A 17298-nucleotide genomic window follows, 5' to 3' on the forward strand; every position below is an offset into this window, starting at 1 on the left:
AAGTTTACGACTATGGTAACGCAAGTTTCGTGGCGTAGGCGCTTTCCATGGCTTTAGGAAGGCAAAGGGCTCTGGAAAGGGCACTGCTCATGGAATGAGATTTCATTCCCATTCTGCTCCTGACTGCGCCTCGCGGTCTCCTAAGTGCCCCTTCGTGTTATTGACATCCCTCAAAACGAGAGGAAAGTAGATAGTGTGACAAGCTACCTCGAAACCCAGAGCCTTCCTGTGCGGGCCTTCCGGCTGGCGGCGACGTGTGTCTGTCTCTTTCTCCTCTTTCAGTTGGTCAGCCTTTACCTTAGTTACCCGAAACAGATCGTGCTGGGTGGGATCAGCGTGCTGGTAGCGCTGGTCTTGAACCGCACCTCGAAATCGTCACATAGCGTAACCATCGCGCTGATGCTGTGTTCCCTCGTCGCGACGCTGCGGTATGGCTGGTGGCGGGTGCACATGATCCTCGACTACTTCTCGGATGAGACCAACCAGAAGATCAGTGTGAACGCGGTGCTGATGCTGATCCTGTTGTCTACCGAGGCGTACACGATCCTGATCATGCTGCTCGGCTATGTGCAGACGAGCGCACCGCTGAAGCGAAAGCCTATCCCCCTGCCTCCCGACGAGAGCCAGTGGCCGGACGTAGATGTCCTGATCCCGACTTACAATGAACCGCTTTCGCTGGTTCGCTACACGGCCCTGGCGGCGATCAACATCGACTATCCCCCCGAGAAGCTGCATGTCTACGTCCTGGACGATGGCACGCGCGAGGATTTCAAGGCGTTCTGCGAAGAGGCAGACATCGGCTACATCACGCGGGAGAAGCACAATCATGCGAAGGCGGGGAACATCAATCATGCGCTGACGCGGATGGAGTCGCCGCTGGTGACGATCTTCGATTGCGATCACGTGCCCACCCGGAGCTTCCTCCAGGTCACCGTGGGATGGTTCATGGCGGATAAGAAGCTGGCGATGCTACAGACGCCGCACTTCTTCTACTCCCCCGACCCCTTCGAACGAAATCTGCTGAAGTACAAGACGATTCCAAACGAAGGCGAACTGTTCTACGGCGTGATCCAGGACGGAAACGACCTCTGGAACGCCACGTTCTTCTGCGGATCTTGTGCCGTCATCCGGCGCGAGGCTCTGAACGAGGTCGGTGGCATTGCGACGGAGACGGTGACCGAGGACGCACACACCTCGCTGCGAATGCAGAAGCGTGGCTGGGACACGGCGTACATCAACCTTCCGCAGGCGGCAGGGCTCGCGACGGGGTCGCTCTCCGCGCACGTCGGACAGCGCATCCGCTGGGCGCGCGGCATGGTCCAGATCTTTCGGACCGACAATCCAATGCTGGCGAAGGGAATGAAGTTCACGCAGAGGCTCTGCTACTTCAACTCGATGCTGCATTTTCTCTACTCGGTTCCGCGTCTCGTGTTCCTGTGCGCGCCTCTGGCCTACATGATCTTCGGAAGGACGATCATTCCGGGGTACTGGGTGGCGATTCTGGCGTACGCAGTACCGCACCTCGTGATCTCGGGGCTGACGAACTCGCGCGTCCAGGGGATGCACCGGCACTCGTTCTGGAACGAGATCTATGAGACGGTGCTCGCGCCTTACATCCTGCTTCCGACGCTGCTTGCGCTGGTGAATCCGAAGCTCGGCAAGTTCAACGTGACGGACAAGGACAGCACGCTCGAAGAAACACAGTTCGATCGCAGGATCGCCGCGCCGACGGCTTGGCTGCTCCTGTTCAACTTTATCGGCGTGCTGGCGGTTCCGTACCGGATGTTTGTGACGGACCCGACGCATCCAGGCACCGTCTTGAGCAACCTGTTCTGGATCCTGTTCAACATGGTGATCCTCGGAGTCGCGGCGGCCGTTGCGAATGAACAGCAGCAGAGGCGCGTGTCTGTGCGGATCTCCGCGAAGATTCAGGTACGGCTTCGGACCAGCGAGGGCGTTGAGGCCGAGGGCATCACAAGCGACATCTCGGTCGGAGGCGCATCGGTCAAGATCGCGGGAAAGACGGTGCTGGCGGCCGGAACGGAACTACGCGTCTCCTTTCCGATGCAGACTGCGGACGCGGAGGTCAGCGGGGTCGTTGTCGGGAAGTATGGCGGCAACCTGCGAGTGAAGTTTGAGAGGCTGCCTCTGGAAGAACAGGAGATTCTCACGCGGGCACTCTACTCCCGTGCGGATGCGTGGCTGGCGTCTCGTGGGAATAGGGAAGAGGATCGTCCGTTGCTGAGTCTCGCTCGGATTATCCGGCTCTCGTTCACGGGTTTCCACCAGGTAATCCGTGGTCTTCTGCCGCGTAAGAAGACGACGCCCGTGGTTGCCTCCAGGGCGGCTGCCACTGTTTCCGCTCTTGTACTCTTCTGGGTGCTGACGGCCTCAAGCGTTGTTGCACAGATTCCGGGCGCTGCGAAGCTGGTGCAACCGCAGACAGCAACTGCGGCGACGCAAGCTGCTGGAACGCCGCCTCCAGAGATCGCATCGCTGACCGAGGATACGGCGACGGACAGGATCACGCTGAAGGACATGGGCGTGCAAAGCTCGATCGAAATGCACGGCCCGCATTCCTACTACTCGGTCGGGTTTGTGCTCCCGAACAGCCGGATCCCAAAGCGGGGCCAGTTGAACCTGACGTATCACTTCAGCTCTTCGATCCTGCCCCACGCCGGGTTGATCAAGGTGATGCTGAACAATACGGCGATTGGTCAGATCCCGGCGCCGGAGCACCCGCAGCGGGATGGCGAGTACGGGTTTGTGACCTTCCCGATTCCGGCGGAACTCCTGATCCGGAACAATGATGTGACCTTCGAATTCGCGGGAGGCACGATCCTCCAGCTTGAGTCGACGGCGAAGTCGATCGTGCTGGCTAACATCGGGGCGAGTTCGACGGTGCTGGTGCAGGGCGACCAGGTCGCGGTGCGCAGGGATCTCAGCCTGCTTCCGCTTCCCCTATTCGACGGCGACCTGCAGACCACGACGACGATTCCCTTTGTTTTTCTTGGTCCTCCGACGCCGAAGACGCTCCAGGCGGCGGGGGTGATCGCGTCCTGGCTTGGGATTCTGGCCAGTTCGAAGCCGGTCCACTTCTCCGTTTCGATCGGTAGCGCGCCGCGCGGCAACGTAATCGTCTTCGCGAACAAGACGTCGGAGCTTCCGGCGGGGCTGGAGGTATCGGCAGGTGCGGGTACGTTAAATATCAAGCCCAATCCGTCCGACCCGGCGGGAAGCGCTCTGGTACTGGCGGGAGACAACGACGACCAGGTGCTGACGGTGGCGCGTAGCCTGTCGCTGATGACAGTGCAGCATGCGCAGCCTGGCGTGACGATTCCTCCGCTTGGCGATACGCTGCGGATTACGGACTTCAACATGCCGGCGGTGAGGAAGCCGGATGATGCGCCGCGCTGGCTTTCCACGAACGGCCTTCGTTCTCTATGGATGGAGAACTCGGCGGAGGCGATGAAGTCGAACGGGGAAAAACAGATTCCGATCTACTTTCGTCTGCCTCCGGATTTGTATTACGGCGAGACGCAGAACGTGAACCTGAGGCTGAGCTACCGGTACAACGCTGTGCCGGTGGCGGAGGGTTCCATGCTGCGGATGTATCTCAATGGCTTCCTCATCCATGAGGCTCCGCTGGCTTTGGGAAAAGATTTCGCGGATCACCGCCGGACAGTGCTCGTACCTACGGAGAGGCTGCGGCCGTTCGCAAACACGATGCTGGTGAACTTCGACTTTGTCGAGGGGGCCTCCGGCGGGGATGACAAGGATCCGGCGAGGGAGCTCGAAGGGGATATCCTGCGGGATTCGGCGCTGGATATCCGTGGTCTCGCGCACTGGGCGGCGATGCCGAACCTGGAATTGTTCGCCAATGCAGGCTTCCCATTTACGCGGCTGGCGGATCTTTCCGACACGACGGTGGTGATGCCGCCGACGCCGAGCGCGAAGGAGATCACGCTCCTGCTATACCTGATGAGCCATTTTGGGACGCAGACGGGATACCCGGCATTGCGGGCGGAGATCGCGGGGCCGGATGCCGTCATGCGAGGCGATAGGGACTACCTGATCCTGGGGAATGTGACCAGCCAGCCGGCGTTTGGCTCGCTGAATGCGGCGCTGCCGGTGACGCTCGATGGACAGGGTGTTCATGTGAAGCAGGCCGCGAGCAAGCTCGACTGGTTCGCCGGAATTTGGAAGCAGATCAATGGCGAGGCGGCACAGGGAGAGACCCCGAGCAATGTGCATGGGGTTCCGGACGCGATGATCGAGGGAATCCAGTCGCCCTACTTCGCGGGACGGTCCATCGTCGTGGTCGCGATGCGCTCCGATGAGGCGGTGGACAACTTCGCCGATGCGTTCCTAGAGCGTTCGCAGTCGAGCGACATCTCGCAGACGGTGAGCTTGCTCCGGCGGGAGCGGTTCGGGTCGTATGCGGTTGCGACGCCTGCGTATCACGTCGGCAATATCTCGAACTATGCGCTGATGCGGATCTGGCTGGCACAGTACTTCTGGGTTCTACTGATCGTGGTGACGGCGTTCAGTCTTTTGCTTGCGAGCTGGACGCGGGATTATCTTGCACATGTGGCTGCGGTCCGGCTACAGGCTGCCGACAGACCCCTGGTGTCGGCCGAGGTCTGACCCCCTCCCTCTGTTTTGGTCCAAAGTCTTCGAACGAAATGGGTTAGGTCTGGACTTGGTTTCTTGACCTGCACTTTTTCAGCACAAGCCTCTTCGGGCTCTGCCTGGGTGCTAGACTGCGCCCATGCGACAGAACAGATTGGGATGGGGGGTGCTTGCGGCTCTTCTGCTTGGGCAGACAGCAGCCTTTGGACAAGTGGCGGGGGCTTTGTTTCCCGCGGAAGGGGAGCTTGGGCGGCAGATACGGGCGATGGTGGCCGAGCCGGGAGTGTCGCGGGCGCACTGGGGCGTGGCGGTGACGGCGCTCGATGGGACGCCGATCTTCGGGCTGAACGAGGCGCAATACTTTCAGCCGGCTTCGAATGCCAAGATGTTTACGACATCCGCGGCTTTGGCACTGCTTGGCCCGGAGAAAACGTACACGACCCGAGTGGTGGGGCGCGGGGTATTTTCGGGCGACACGACGTTGAAGGGCGACCTTGTACTGGTGGGGGATGGCGATGCCAATCTTTCCGGCCGGGCGATTCCCTACCTGGCTCCGAAGGATCGGCCGAAGAAGGTTCCGAGTGACACTCCGGTTGATCCCTTGCGGTATCTGGCGGAGATGGCAGACCAGGTGGTTGCGACCGGGCTGAATACGGTGGAGGGGGATGTCGTGGGAGACGACATGCTTTTTCCCTGGGATCCGTATGCGGCGGACTGGGCGGTGGATGACCTGGTGTGGGGGTATGGAGCCCCGGTTTCGGCGCTGACGATCAACGACAACCAGCTTGCGGTGACGGTGAGGCCCGGTACCGTTGCAGGCGGAGCGCCTTCGGTGGAGGTGGTTCCGGCCGCTCCGGCGTACTACACCATCGATGCTTCTGGCCTGACGACGGGAGCGGCAAAGAGCGGGAGCCATGTGCAGATGGAGCGGGCCGTGGGTTCGCGGGTGCTTCGCATCTACGGGACGATTGCTACCGACGCCGTTGCGGATGACGAAGAGATCGCAATCCACGATCCGGCGGAGTATGGGGCGATGGCTTTGAAGGGGATGCTCGAGGCGCGGGGAGTTACGGTGACCGGGGTGGCGCGCGCAGCGCATCGGCTGCCGACGGAGGCTGCGGGGTTTTTGAAGGCTTCGGATCCTTCGCCCGAAGCGAGGAAGATGTGGGACAAAGGATCTGGGCTCTCCCAAACTCTGGGGGGGATTGCGTGCAGCGAGTTTGATCCGCTGCTGCAAGGACCTTCGGTTCGGGTTCTGGCGAAGCATCAGTCGGTTCCGCTCAAAGACGATCTCGTGGTGACGAACAAGGTGAGCCAGAATCTGCATGCGGAGCTGTTTCTTCAGCAGGTGAGCCGGCGGTATACGTGCTCGCCTTCAAGAGTTGAAGGGGCGAAGGTGGTGCGGGAGTTACTCGAGCGGGATGTCGCGATCAATCCGGATGACTTCGTCTTCTTTGACGGATCGGGCTTGAGTGGGCACGATCTCGTGACGCCACGGGCGGTCGCGCAGCTTCTTGTCTGGACATCGAAGCAGCGCTGGTTCGAGGACTGGAAGAAGTCTCTTCCGATCGGTGGCGAGGATGGATCGCTGGCAGCGCGGTTTCCGAAGGAGCCGCTAAAGGATCATGTGTTCGCGAAGACGGGGACTCTCGGAGAGGCGCGGGCATTGAGCGGGTATGTGATCGGGGCAAGCGGGAAGACGGTGGTGTTTTCGGTGATGGTGGGAAGCCATACTCCGAGAACTGCGGCAGACCGGGAGGTGATGGACAGGATTGTGGGGGCGATTGCGGCGGCTAACTGATGGGCCAGAGGCCGGAATGCGGTTGGCCCGGGCTTGCCTTGCGATGGTGGTCGTGAGTGGTCTGTCAGGGTGCGTGGTTGCGGGTGGGTACGTCAGCACGAACGGGAGCGGGTGGTTCCTCTGGCCGCGTGGGTTCTGGGTCCTTGCGCTGATCCTGTTTGTTCTGTTTCTGCTGCGGCGGCGTAGGAGGTAGAAGACAGGCAGCCTTTATTGGCGATTTCGCTTCTCCTTTGTCAGCGTGGACCCTGAATTCAATTTGGCAGAGACAAAGAGCATCCCGGTGCTTGGGCCGAACACCGTTGCGGCAGCCAGGCTGCAGGCAGGTGAGGTCGCGAGCGGCTTGAGTCAGTCGCTTAGTTCTGCGGTTCGCGGAGCGGGACCTGCCGGGAGACTGTGTAGTCGACCTCAAGCGATGCGCGGGCGGTGCCGAGGCAGACCAAAAGCTTCTTGCCCGGGCCTCGGAAGCCATAGTCGATATGGATGACACCGCTCGGATCGATCCGGGTGACAGCGGGTGGGTTGGGGTTGATCTCGCGAACGTCGACGGTGTTGATCAGCGCGGCCGTCGCGGCGGTTACTTTCTCGTGGAAGGCTCCGTCGAGGGCCACGGGGACCTGAAGGTCGGTGTTCACGTTGTTCTCGTTGCACTTAGCTTCGAGGCCTGCGATGACAGTTTCGCGGGTAACGGTCTGCTCGTCGAGGACTGGGTTGTCGCGATAGACGCGGCGGAAGAAGTCGTATGCGCTTGCGTTGCGATCGAGGGGTTTCACCATGTGCAGGTGGTCGGCGTGGATCTCCTGCGGCGGGGTGGTGACGTCGCATCCGTAGGTCGCGCTGAAGTAGCTGACGACGCGTGCGTGGGTCTTGAGATAGCGGGCGATGCCTTCGTCGGCTGTTGTGTCTTCCGACTCGTAGGCGCAGAAGCGGTGGATGCTGTTGACCGTATCGTGACTGCGCCACTCGGTTTCGAGCTGCGTGAGGAAGGAGTTGTCACCTGCGTCGCTCAGGTCGTTGAGCAGAGGATCCTTGTCATAAAGCGAGGCGATACGAGCGATGCGCGAGCCTTCGTGCGGGGTTCCGTAGGAGACGACGAACTTTACCTTTGCCCCTTCCGCGGGGTGGCGCAGGAGCATCTCTTCGACGAGGATGCCGCCCAGGCTATGGGCGATGAAGACGACCTCGCGATGATCCCAGACGCGGTCCCGCTTCAGGCGGTTCCACAGGATCTCAGCTAATTGCACGCTGGACATCTTGCCGTTCGAGGCGGGCGTGGGGTATTCGGCGATTTCGACGTCGGAGTAGGCGAAGCGTGGGTCGCTGCGAACCATATCCGGCCAGTAGGCGTGGTTCGAGGCGCGCCAGGTATCGCGGTCTCCGTGCAGGCCGTGGACAAAGACGATGACGCGTGGGCGGAGCGCTTGAGGCTGGGAGTAGGCGGCAGAGGGAAGAAGGAGGAACAGGATGAGCCTGATCATCCTGTTCACGGGGTGGTGTCTCGTCATCGTGAACCTGTGATCAAGCATACAGGGACGGACGCATTGTCTTGGGCTTCGTTACTTCGCGGGCGGGGGGTAATAAGGAAGCTTCTGCTGCTCTTCGGTGGCACGCTTGACGCCGATGTCGCCGAAGAGGAGAGATGGCGTGATGGTAGTCTGCGGGACGGCTCCGAGGGAGTTGGCGATGTAGGGATCGTCGCCGGCAGCGAGGATGTCGGAGCGTAGGCTGCGGTTGTCGAGTTCGTCGAAGACGGCTCCGCGGACAAGCTCTCGCGAGCCATCCTTGGCGTGAACGAGGTAGAGGAGTCGCGGGGCAAGTTCGCCGGAGAGGGTTTCAACTTCGTAGACGTCGCGGCCCTGCTCCTTGGCCATGGCGAGGAGGCGGCTCTGCATCTCGGCGGCGGGAACGGCCTGCGTCGGGCGGACGATCAGGACGCCGGAGCGGGAGTGCGCGGGCTGGCCGGGGGCGGCGCGTCCATGGCCGTTCGAGGAGGCGAAGTCGCGGACGGGAGTGCGGCCGATGAGGTAGTTCGTGAGCTTGCCGTGGATGACGACGTCGACGGGTTCGGCGGGGACGCCCTCGTCGTCGGTGGTGTAGGCGCCGAGCAGGGTGCGGCCTTCGAGGGTCTTCTGGAGGGGGTCGTCGGTGACGGAGAGGATCTCGGGCAGGACGCGGGACTTGTAGCTGGAGGTGTAGGCACCCTGGGTGCGGGCGGTGGTACCCATCTCCGGGCGGTCGGCTTCGATGTTGGGGACGAAGAGGCGGTTGATGACGTCGGCGGAGGCGTCGCCGGAGAAGAGGACGGGGCCGTGGTAGTCCTCGGAGGAGACGACGGGTGCGTCGCGTAGCTCTTCGAGGCTCTTCAGGTCGGCGATGGTTCGGTTGTGGAAGGCTTCGGCGGATTCGAGCTCGCTCGCCTTGGCGGCTGTGGTGCCGTTGTCGCGCGAGAGGCGCATGCCGTCTTCCGCCTGGGTGCCTACGGAGATGCTCGCGGTGTAGCCGGAGTAGCCGTGGCGGAGGGTCGTGCCCTCGGTGTTGACGAGGAAGCGATTGACGGCGATGCCTCTTACGTTCGCCGTCGAGAAGTCGATGTGGGAGGCGCTTTTCGAAACAGAGGGATCCGACAGGAAGAGGCCACTGGCTTCGACGATGCGGTGCTTCCACTCGGGGCGATCGATTTCGAGCGAGACGAGTGGTTCGATCGCGTTGACGGCCTTGGCCTCGGAGAAGTCCTGCTCGGTTTGCTTGGATTCGAAGTGCTTCAACGTCGCCTGCTTGGTGGAGTAGGCGCGGAGGGCATTTTTGTAGGCTTCGTCGGTCGCGGTCCACAGGGCGTAGCGGAGGGCGGCGGGAGCGTCTTTCGAGTTGTCTTCAGGGGCCAACTGGACCGAGCCATCGCCTCGGCTGGAGCTTGAGTCGGAGTCGTACGAGCCGATACGGACCGTGACGCGGACGACTCGCTGGTGGTTCTCTTCTTCGCGGGTGAGGGCGCCGTAGTTGGCGATGGCTTCGAAGGTGTGGATGTCGTCGAGGCGGTACTCGATGAAGTAGGGACGCTGCATGCCGGGAAGGATCAGGGCTGCTTTTTCGCGGTCGAGTTCCTGCTGCATGGCGGTGAGGAGGGAGTCATTTGGGGGCTGGGTGGCGTGCGCTGTTTTGGGTTGAGCCAAGAGGGTGAGGACGAGCAACGGCGAGACGCAGATTCCCTTCGGGAATGACAACCAGAGAGTCAATAGCGATTTCTTCGACTTAGACCTGAACTCTCGCATCAGTGAGCCGCCTTTTCGTTCGTGGCGGTCAGGTCGGGTGGGGGCAGGATGGGTGGACGTGCGGTTCCCTGGGACTGGCGCTGGGTTTCGATCTCGCTGACGAGCATGGCGGGAGCTACTGCCGAGACAGGGATGGAGCCCGATTCGGCTCCGCAGATGCCGTTGAAGATGTCCTGGTGATCGTTCGTGGCAAGGATGCGGTTCAGAGCGGCCTGCGGGGTGCCGACAATGGACACTCCGCGGACCAGCTCGTCAGGGCGGCCATCGACGTAGATGCGGTAGACGACCAGCGGGATCACCTGGAAGGCCTGAGGGGAGCGGCGGGTAGTGACCGCGAAGCCGGAGGAGATGTCTTCGAAGTAGAGGCCGTAGGGCTTGTTCTGCTTCCTGGCTTCGGCGACGAGCATCGCGCGAAGCTCTTTATCCGTGACCGATTTGGAACTGGTGACGATGAGGTTTCCCTGGCGGCCGGTGGGCATGCGGCCGGTCTCGGCCCGGCCGTGGCCGTTCGAGGTGGAGAAGCTGGCTATGGGAAGGCGCGACATGAGGAAGGTTTCGAGGACGCCATCCTTGATGAGGTCGACTCGTCGGGCGGGTTGGCCCTCGTCGTCGTAGGCGTAGTGACCGGAGAGGGGGTGGCCCTCAAAGGTGCTCAGGGTTGGGTCATCGGCGACGGAGAGGAAGGTGGGGAGGATGGGCTTGTTGAGAAGGCGCGTGAACGTCTGGCCTTCCTCGTCGCCGCGTTGCCGCTGGCCTTCGAGGCGGTGGCCGAGAACCTCGTGGAAGAAGACGGCGGAAGCGCGTCCGGAGAGGATGGCGGGGCCGTTGTAGGGCTCGGTGATGGGAGCGTTGCGAAGGGCGACGAGGTTCTTAGCCATCGCGAGGGTTTTCTCGGTAAGCGTCTTCTGGTCGGGAAGATGGCCGGTCTCGTCGGCCTCGAAGGTCTCGACGCGGAAGAGGTCCATGCCGTCGGCGGCGCGGGTGCGGGCCACGACGACGAGGCGCGCGACGTGGTTCGGCGTGCTGACCTTTGTGCCTTCCGAGGAGACGAAGTAGTCGGTTTCGCTGGAGGCCTGGAGGTTGACGTTATTGAAGAAGATGTCGGGGAACTGCTTGAAGAGGGCGGAGAGGTCGCGGATGCGTGTCTCCCACGCGGCGCGATCGACGGTAAGGGGAGGGGCAGGAGCGAGAAGGTCGGACTTGGCTGGCTCGGCGCTGAAGTCGGCGGAGACGTCCTCTTCTTTGGCGCGGACCTGCTGCTCGGTTTTGACCTTGAGGAAGGAGTCGAGGGCGCGGCCGTAGCCACGGTTGGTGGCGAACCAGAGAGAGCGGGAGAGGGCGGCGGGGTCGTCGGCGAGGGGAAGCGGAATGGTGGTGAGGGCCGAGGTGCGGTGGTCGCCGTGGGTGTTGTCGAGCGCGGGAGCGCCGATGCGCACCTGGACGTCCGCGACGCGGGTGTGGGACTGGTTGGAGGCGGTGAGGGCTCCGTACTGGGCGGACATGGTGAGGCTGGCGGCGTCGGCTACGGCGTAGGAAAGGAAGTAGGGCTTGGGCGACTTGCTGGGGTCTTCGCTGCCGAGGGAAGACATCGCGCGGGTGAGTTCGGCCTCGAGCGAGGTCATGAGGGCGGTATCGGGGAGCGACTTTTTCGCGGCGGGTTCAGCAGCGTGGGCTGACGGGAGAAGGAGGGCGGTGGTGATGAGGAGGGTTGCGGCGGGGTGGTGCTTGGGCATGTAGAAAATTCCTGAGAGCGCGGTGGGGCTGAAGGCGAGTGTAGCGGATGGCGCTCTCCGGGGATAGACGGGCGGGGCGGCGGGGAAGTTTGCGAGGGCATGGGTGCCCCCACATCTCAGAAGCGAGATGTGCGGCACCCCCACTAGAGGCTTTCGGAGAATTCTTTGATGGTCGCCGCGAGCTCTTCGGGCTTTTCCATGGGAATGAGGTGACCGGAGCCGGGGACGGTGATCAGGCGGGCGTTTGAGAAATGCGGGACGACCTGGCGCTGCTGGATCTCAACACCGAGAGAGGTATCCTTTTCGCCGGCGATGATAAGGGTGCGGATATCGAGAACGCCGATGCGCTCGGACCAGTCTTCACGGCTTCCGTGTTCCAGCCATGCGACCCAGGCGGCGCGGTTCATGCGCAGGACTTCCTCGGTTGCGCGGGCGAGGACCTCAGGAGGGATGTCGCGGGTTTCATTCTTGGTGACGTAGGTTTGGGCGCGCCTGTACTCGTCGGCGTGGTCGCCGCGGACTTCGCCGAGGTTCTCGATCATCGCGGCTCGCTTTTCGCCGGCTATCGGCTCCGGGCTCGGGGGAGATGGAGCGACGAGGACGAGGGCGTCGAGGCCCTTGAGCTGGTGATCAGCATGGAGCGCATGGTCTGCCAGACGGCGGGCGAGCACGGCGGCGACCTTGCCGGACATGCTGTGGCCAATCAGAATGTAGCGTTCGAGCCTAAGATGGCCGAGCACGTCGGCGACGGCATCGGCCATGTGCTCGACGGAGTAGCCGGGGATCCCGGCGGCGGCTCCGAACCCGGGAAGGTCGACAGCGATGCACTGGAAACGCGTGCAGAGGATGGCGGAGACTTCGTCCCACTCGCGCGCCGAGCCGCCGAGGAAGTGCATCATGACGAGGGCGGGAGAACCCGCGCCGCTGGTTCGTACTGGCAGCATAAGGGATGGACCTTTCAGGTGCTATCAGGCAATGGGATGCGAGAGGGGTGCGAGTTTCGTCAGGGTACTCGATGTTTGTTGCACGAGAGCAAAGCCGAGGGGGTCTTTTTGATCGGGCATCGCACGGGAATACACTGGCGAAGACTGGTTTCGAGAGGATGCGAGGAATGCGTTTGCGCTTTTTGCTGTTGAGTTTGCTTGGTTGCCTGATGCTGTGTGCGCCACTTGGGATCTCGGCGCAGAGTGGGGCAGGTGGCCAGGAGCCGGCGACGGTCGAGGCACGGAAGACGGGGGACGCCTATACGCTTCCTCCGGAGACGATGAAGAAGGCGGTGGCGTACAGACGGACCCGGACTGCACTTGGGTTTGTCGAGACCGGTTGGGGGATCTTGCAGCTTCTGCTGGTCCTGAGCTTCGGGATCGCGTACCGGATGCGCAATGTCGCCGTGAATCTAACGAAGAAGCGCTGGGGGCAGGGCGCGATTTTCGTTCTGGAACTGCTGATCGTGACGAGCCTGCTGAATCTGCCGCTGGAGCTCTTTGGGCATCATCTGGCCGTGGCCTATGGGCAGTCGGTGCAGGGCTGGGGGACTTGGTTCTGGGATCAGGCAAAGAGCTTTGCGTTGACGTGGGGGATCGGACTTCTGCTGGTGATGGCACTGTTCTTTACCGTGCGGAAATACCCCAAAGGCTGGTGGCTTGCGTTCTGGGGAGTTGCGATGGGGGCGGTGGTAGCGGGAATCTTCGCTTCACCGTTGATCATCGATCCGCTGTTCAACAAGTTTGAGCCCCTGCAGGCCTCGAATCCCGCTCTTGTAGCGCGGCTGGAGCAGGTGGTCAAGCGCGGTGGCGTCTCGATCCCACCGGAGCGCATGTACCTGATGAAGGCGAGCGAGAAGGTTACGGGGCTGAACGCGTACGTGACGGGCTTCGGCGCCTCGAAGAGAGTCGTAGTGTGGGATACGTCGATCGCGAAGGGCACGCCGGATGAGATCTCGTTCATCTTCGGGCATGAGATGGGGCATTATGTGCTGAACCACATTCCCAAGATGCTCGCGTTTATTGGCGTCGTGCTTCTGTTGATGTTTTACCTCGGCTTCCGTGCCGTGGGTTGGCTGATTGCGCGGTATGGACGGGCTTGGAGGGTTCCGACGCAGAACGATTGGGGAGCGCTGGTGGTCATGGTTCTTGTGCTGTCGGTGCTCAGTTTTGTGACGGAGCCTCTGATCAACGCGGACAGCCGGATGGAGGAGCACGAGGCCGATGTGTACGGGCTGGAGGCGATCCATGGGATCGTCGCCGACCCGCAGGGTGTGGGGCAGGCAGCGTTTCAACTGCTTGGCGAAACGTCTCTGGCTGACCCGCATCCGAGTCCGTTCGTGGTGTTCTGGACCTACACCCATCCCGATATCTCGAGCCGCGCGGCCTTTGCCCGGGACTACAACCCGTGGGTGGCGGGGCAGAGCCCGCAGTTCTTCAAGAAGTAGGAGGCGCGATGAGTTGCTTGTTCTGCAAGATGGTTTCGGGCGAGATCCCGGTGACGCGGTTGTATGACGATGCGGACTGCATGGCGTTCGCGGATATCCATCCGCAGGCTCCGGTGCATGTGCTTGTGATCCCGAAGGAGCACTTGCAATCGACGGCACATGCGGAGGCGTCGCATGGGCCTCTGCTTGGGAAGCTGATGGCTGCGGCTGCCGTCGTGGCCAAGGGCCAGGGGTTGAGCGGCGGCTATCGGCTTGTCGTGAATACAGGCGACGACGGCGGTCAGACGGTAGGGCATCTGCATGTCCATGTGCTCGGAGGACGGCACATGGGGTGGCCTCCGGGGTAAAGCCCTTTGCGCAAAACAGAATGGCCCGGCGATGAGCGTCGCCGGGCCATTTCTTCGTTTGAAGCGGATTACATGTTGAAGTTTGCTTCTTCCTCTTCGACGATGCCGTAGCGGCGGAGGAGGTTAGGCAGGTTCTGCGAGAAGGCCGAGCGGGGCATGACCGTGTCGCATCCGGCTTCGACAGCCTTGGCCTTCAGGTCGCCCTGGAGGTGCGAGAGGAAGCCGATGATGCTGGTCGACTTCTTGAGCTTCGCCTTGAGTTTGGGGATCAGGGTGAGAGGCTTCGCGTTGGCGTTGTTGAGGTCGAAGACGATGAGGCCGGGGCGGTCTGCTTCCTCGGCGCTCGTGAGGGTCGCGATGGCTTCCTTCTCGTTCTTCATGAAGGCGACCTTGACGCCGAGCTTTCGGGCGGTCTCGGAGATCTTCGCGAGGAAGAAGAGGTCTTCGATGAAGAAGACGATCTTCGTCGGCGCGTCTTCGGCGATGGGAATGGCACGGCCCTGCGAGTAGTCGATGGGCTGCGAGTCGGACTGGTAGCTCTGGCGCGGACTGTGGCTGCGGCCCTGGTAGTTGCCATTCGCGTGGCTCTCGATGGTCGAGGGGGGCGCGTCGGCGAAGTTGCCATTGACGACGCGGTAGCTATGGTCCATCGGGCCGACGAAGCTGCGGGGGCCGCGCTGTTGCTTGCCTCCGCCGCCGTTGCTGAAGCCGCCCTTGCGCTTGGAGCTTGCGCCGGCGTTATTCCCGAACTGGTGCGTATCGGCCGAGCGGAAGCCACCGCCGTTGCTGTGGCCGTTCTGATTGCTGCTTCCGGCGTTCTGGCTGCCGCCATTGTTCTCGAAGCTTCCGCCGGACCTCTGGCGATCGCGGAACTTCTTCTTCCAGCGCTTGCCGGTGGACGCGGCACCGCCGTTGTTGTTCTGCTGCTGGCCGGCGTTGGCCTGAAAGTTCTGCCGGGGAGCGTTCTCGGTACGCGGGGCGCTCGCGGCCTGGATCGCTACGGGCTCACCCGTGGAGTTTGCCTGCTCGCCGCCGGTCGAAGCGGCCTGCTCGCCGTGATCGCCTTCGCTCTTGGATTTGCGCTTGCGGCGGCGGCGGCGGCTGGATTTCGACTGGCCCATGCCGTGGGAGTTGCTGGAAGATCCTTCGAAGAGCGAATCCTGCTGCGACATGGGCGGTGGTGCTCCCTGAACGCTTGGTGCAACGTCGGGGCTGTTCTGATCTGAAGTCATGCTTCCACTTCCTGGAGCTTTCGTTGTGAGGGAACGGTTTCAGACGCCCTGTCAGGACGACAGCGCGCATGGGAGACGGAGAATGAGGCAAGGCGACAGAGGTCGACCGCCACGCTCCTGCCGGAAGCGGGAGCGTCGTAGTCAAACCGGGGGTGCAACGTCAAACGAAACGGTCTCAAGTTTACTCAGAGAGGCATTTGGTATCGGCTGAATCTCATTGGGATTCGGCCTGGGTATTGACTTGACCGTGTGGCGAACGGCGCAACGTCCCGCTGTTTCGCACGCTCCGGCTTAGCCGGCCCCCTGTCGCCAGCAACGGATCGGAATCGAGCTCTGGCGCGATGTCCTGGCAATGGGGGGTACGTCATCCTTGCTTTGTAGTACGAAGACCGAATCAAGCTGGTCTGTTCACTCGAATCAAAGGGTTAACACGTTGGAGCACGATGCGTTTCAGCAGCCATGCCAGGCCGGCTTCGCGGAACGGGATCGAACGAGCGATCGGGATTCGGCTGAACGGGTCATTGCAGAGGCTGGACAGACGCAGCGTGATCGGCACCCACAGCCGTTTCACAAGGCAACCTGATCATAACGCCATACGGCGAATCGCGCAAGGGCTGATTTCATTTTGGAGATGGGGCTTCGTTTGGGGGCGTTCCCCCTCCCGTCTACCGGGAGAGGGAAGAACCGCAATGGCCTGTCACGGCCTCCTGAAGAGCCTCTGGGGAGAGGCGGAAATCCTGGCTGGCAACGGCACCATCATTGGGTGCGTTTGTCCGGGCCTGAATCGTGTCGCGCGGAGGAGACGATGTTGGGTCGTCCTGATCGACAGCGCGGTACATGCTCTCTAGAGCAATTGCAGGGCCATCGCGAAATGACGAATTATCCGCCATTTCTCATCGCCTTCTCTCGGAGGCCACTGAATATTGAAGGGGATTCCCAGGCCACCTCCAGAAAAATGGAGACCTCAGATGCCGCTGGCAGTCACGCTGCGAGCCTGCGAGAATGTCCTCATGAGACGTGGGTGGAGAAATTTGGCTTTTGCTGGAGTTGTCTCCGGTTTTGTTACGCTCTTTGCCGGGATGCTCGCAGGGTGCAAACAGGCTGCGCCGCCGACTCCGCTGTCCGCCCTGAACGCCCAGCAGGCACGCGGGCACGGCGTATTTCAAGCGCACTGTTCGCAATGCCACAACGATCGCGTAAACGAGCCGCTGCATGGGCCGGCCCTGCTTGGCGTCTTCAAGAAGCCGGCGCTGCCGAGCGGCGCTCCTGCAAATGACGAACGGGTGACGAATACGATTGTGAATGGGCACAACCTGATGCCGGCTCTTGGAGACTCGGTCGATTCGGCGGATCGGGATGATCTGCTGGCCTATCTGCATACGTTGTAAAGGCAGGGAGTACGGTTCAGAGAGTAGGGAATAGAAGGCAGGTTATGGCTTTTTTGAAGGGTGAACGGATTGTCGCGGACGAGCAGAAGGGGATGCTGCCAGGGGTGGCGGGCATTGCCATGTGGATGCTCGTGGTCGCGACCGTGGGCGTCTTTGGGGCGATCAACGGGGTGTACGTGGGGCACGCGCGGTATGTCGTGCTGCCGGTTTGCACCATGATCGTCATTGGCGTGTTTGGTCTGCTGCGTTTGAAGCGATGGGGTTGGGCGATGGTACTCGCCGGGACGCTTCTGCTGTCATTCGGCTACGGCTTTATGGCGACGACCATGAAGCAACCCGGGTTCTGGGTGATGTCCCTGCTGAATCTATGCTTTTTCCTGTACCTGAGCCGGACCGAGGTGCGGGAGCGCATGCGGATCTGAGGTCGCGGCTTGTGCCCAACGGATGCGAACGAGAACGAGAGGGACA

At 61.9% G+C, this 17298-nt stretch carries 12 protein-coding genes; 7 read left to right on the forward strand and 5 right to left on the reverse strand.

Features of this window, described 5'->3' with window-relative positions; translation table 11 throughout:
• Positions 1 to 195: 195 nt before the first annotated feature.
• The 3 genes from bcsA (at position 196) to GRAN_RS25465 (ending at position 6626) form a co-directional block, all read left to right on the forward strand.
• On the forward strand, positions 196 to 4647 hold the full coding sequence (gene bcsA / locus GRAN_RS09525) for a UDP-forming cellulose synthase catalytic subunit (RefSeq protein ID WP_128912647.1): 4452 nt from the start codon (positions 196 to 198) through the stop codon (positions 4645 to 4647).
• Positions 4648 to 4771: 124 nt separating this feature from the next.
• Positions 4772 to 6433 carry a D-alanyl-D-alanine carboxypeptidase/D-alanyl-D-alanine endopeptidase gene (gene dacB, locus GRAN_RS09530; protein ID WP_128912648.1) on the forward strand — a complete coding sequence of 554 codons (1662 nt, stop codon included), beginning with the start codon at positions 4772 to 4774 and terminating at the stop codon, positions 6431 to 6433.
• Between the two features lie 16 nt (positions 6434 to 6449).
• Entirely contained in the window at positions 6450 to 6626 is a 177-nt protein-coding gene (locus GRAN_RS25465; RefSeq protein WP_161570913.1) for a hypothetical protein, read from the forward strand.
• 160 nt (positions 6627 to 6786) lie between these two features.
• On the opposite strand, the gene GRAN_RS09535 is transcribed toward GRAN_RS25465, so the two are convergent.
• The 4 genes from GRAN_RS09535 to GRAN_RS09550 all read right to left on the reverse strand — a co-directional run bounded on the left by GRAN_RS09535 (position 6787) and on the right by GRAN_RS09550 (position 12376).
• The gene (locus GRAN_RS09535) at positions 6787 to 7908 is read right to left on the reverse strand and encodes an esterase/lipase family protein (protein ID WP_241654492.1); all 1122 of its coding nucleotides are present in this window, start codon (positions 7906 to 7908) and stop codon (positions 6787 to 6789) included.
• 78 nt (positions 7909 to 7986) lie between these two features.
• The gene (locus GRAN_RS09540; RefSeq protein WP_241654433.1) at positions 7987 to 9663 is read right to left on the reverse strand and encodes a metallopeptidase TldD-related protein; all 1677 of its coding nucleotides are present in this window, start codon (positions 9661 to 9663) and stop codon (positions 7987 to 7989) included.
• A 35-nt stretch (positions 9664 to 9698) separates the two neighbouring features.
• Positions 9699 to 11432 carry a metallopeptidase TldD-related protein gene (locus GRAN_RS09545; protein ID WP_128912651.1) on the reverse strand — a complete coding sequence of 578 codons (1734 nt, stop codon included), beginning with the start codon at positions 11430 to 11432 and terminating at the stop codon, positions 9699 to 9701.
• A gap of 143 nt (positions 11433 to 11575) precedes the next feature.
• Complete coding sequence (locus GRAN_RS09550; RefSeq protein WP_128912652.1) at positions 11576 to 12376, reverse strand: alpha/beta fold hydrolase; 801 nt, start codon at positions 12374 to 12376, stop codon at positions 11576 to 11578.
• A 167-nt stretch (positions 12377 to 12543) separates the two neighbouring features.
• Here GRAN_RS09550 and GRAN_RS09555 point away from each other — a divergent pair, with 167 nt between their 5' ends.
• Both GRAN_RS09555 and GRAN_RS09560 read left to right on the forward strand, forming a co-directional pair.
• Positions 12544 to 13863: a M48 family metallopeptidase gene (locus GRAN_RS09555; RefSeq protein WP_128912653.1), complete on the forward strand. Its 1320-nt coding sequence runs from the start codon at positions 12544 to 12546 to the stop codon at positions 13861 to 13863.
• 8 nt (positions 13864 to 13871) lie between these two features.
• Positions 13872 to 14210 (forward strand): histidine triad nucleotide-binding protein, encoded by a 339-nt coding sequence (locus GRAN_RS09560; protein WP_128912654.1) that lies wholly within the window; start codon positions 13872 to 13874, stop codon positions 14208 to 14210.
• A gap of 68 nt (positions 14211 to 14278) precedes the next feature.
• On the opposite strand, the gene GRAN_RS09565 is transcribed toward GRAN_RS09560, so the two are convergent.
• Positions 14279 to 15442 (reverse strand): response regulator, encoded by a 1164-nt coding sequence (locus GRAN_RS09565; RefSeq protein ID WP_128912655.1) that lies wholly within the window; start codon positions 15440 to 15442, stop codon positions 14279 to 14281.
• 968 nt (positions 15443 to 16410) lie between these two features.
• On the opposite strand from GRAN_RS09565, the gene GRAN_RS09570 reads away from it, so the two are divergent.
• Positions 16411 to 16830 (forward strand): c-type cytochrome, encoded by a 420-nt coding sequence (locus GRAN_RS09570; RefSeq protein WP_241654434.1) that lies wholly within the window; start codon positions 16411 to 16413, stop codon positions 16828 to 16830.
• 44 nt (positions 16831 to 16874) lie between these two features.
• A complete protein-coding gene (locus GRAN_RS09575) occupies positions 16875 to 17252 on the forward strand; it encodes a hypothetical protein (protein WP_128912656.1) in 378 nt (125 codons plus the stop codon).
• The last annotated feature ends 46 nt before the right edge of the window (positions 17253 to 17298 follow it).

It is taken from the genome of Granulicella sibirica (genome assembly GCF_004115155.1).
Classification (GTDB): Bacteria; Acidobacteriota; Terriglobia; order Terriglobales; family Acidobacteriaceae; genus Edaphobacter; species Edaphobacter sibiricus.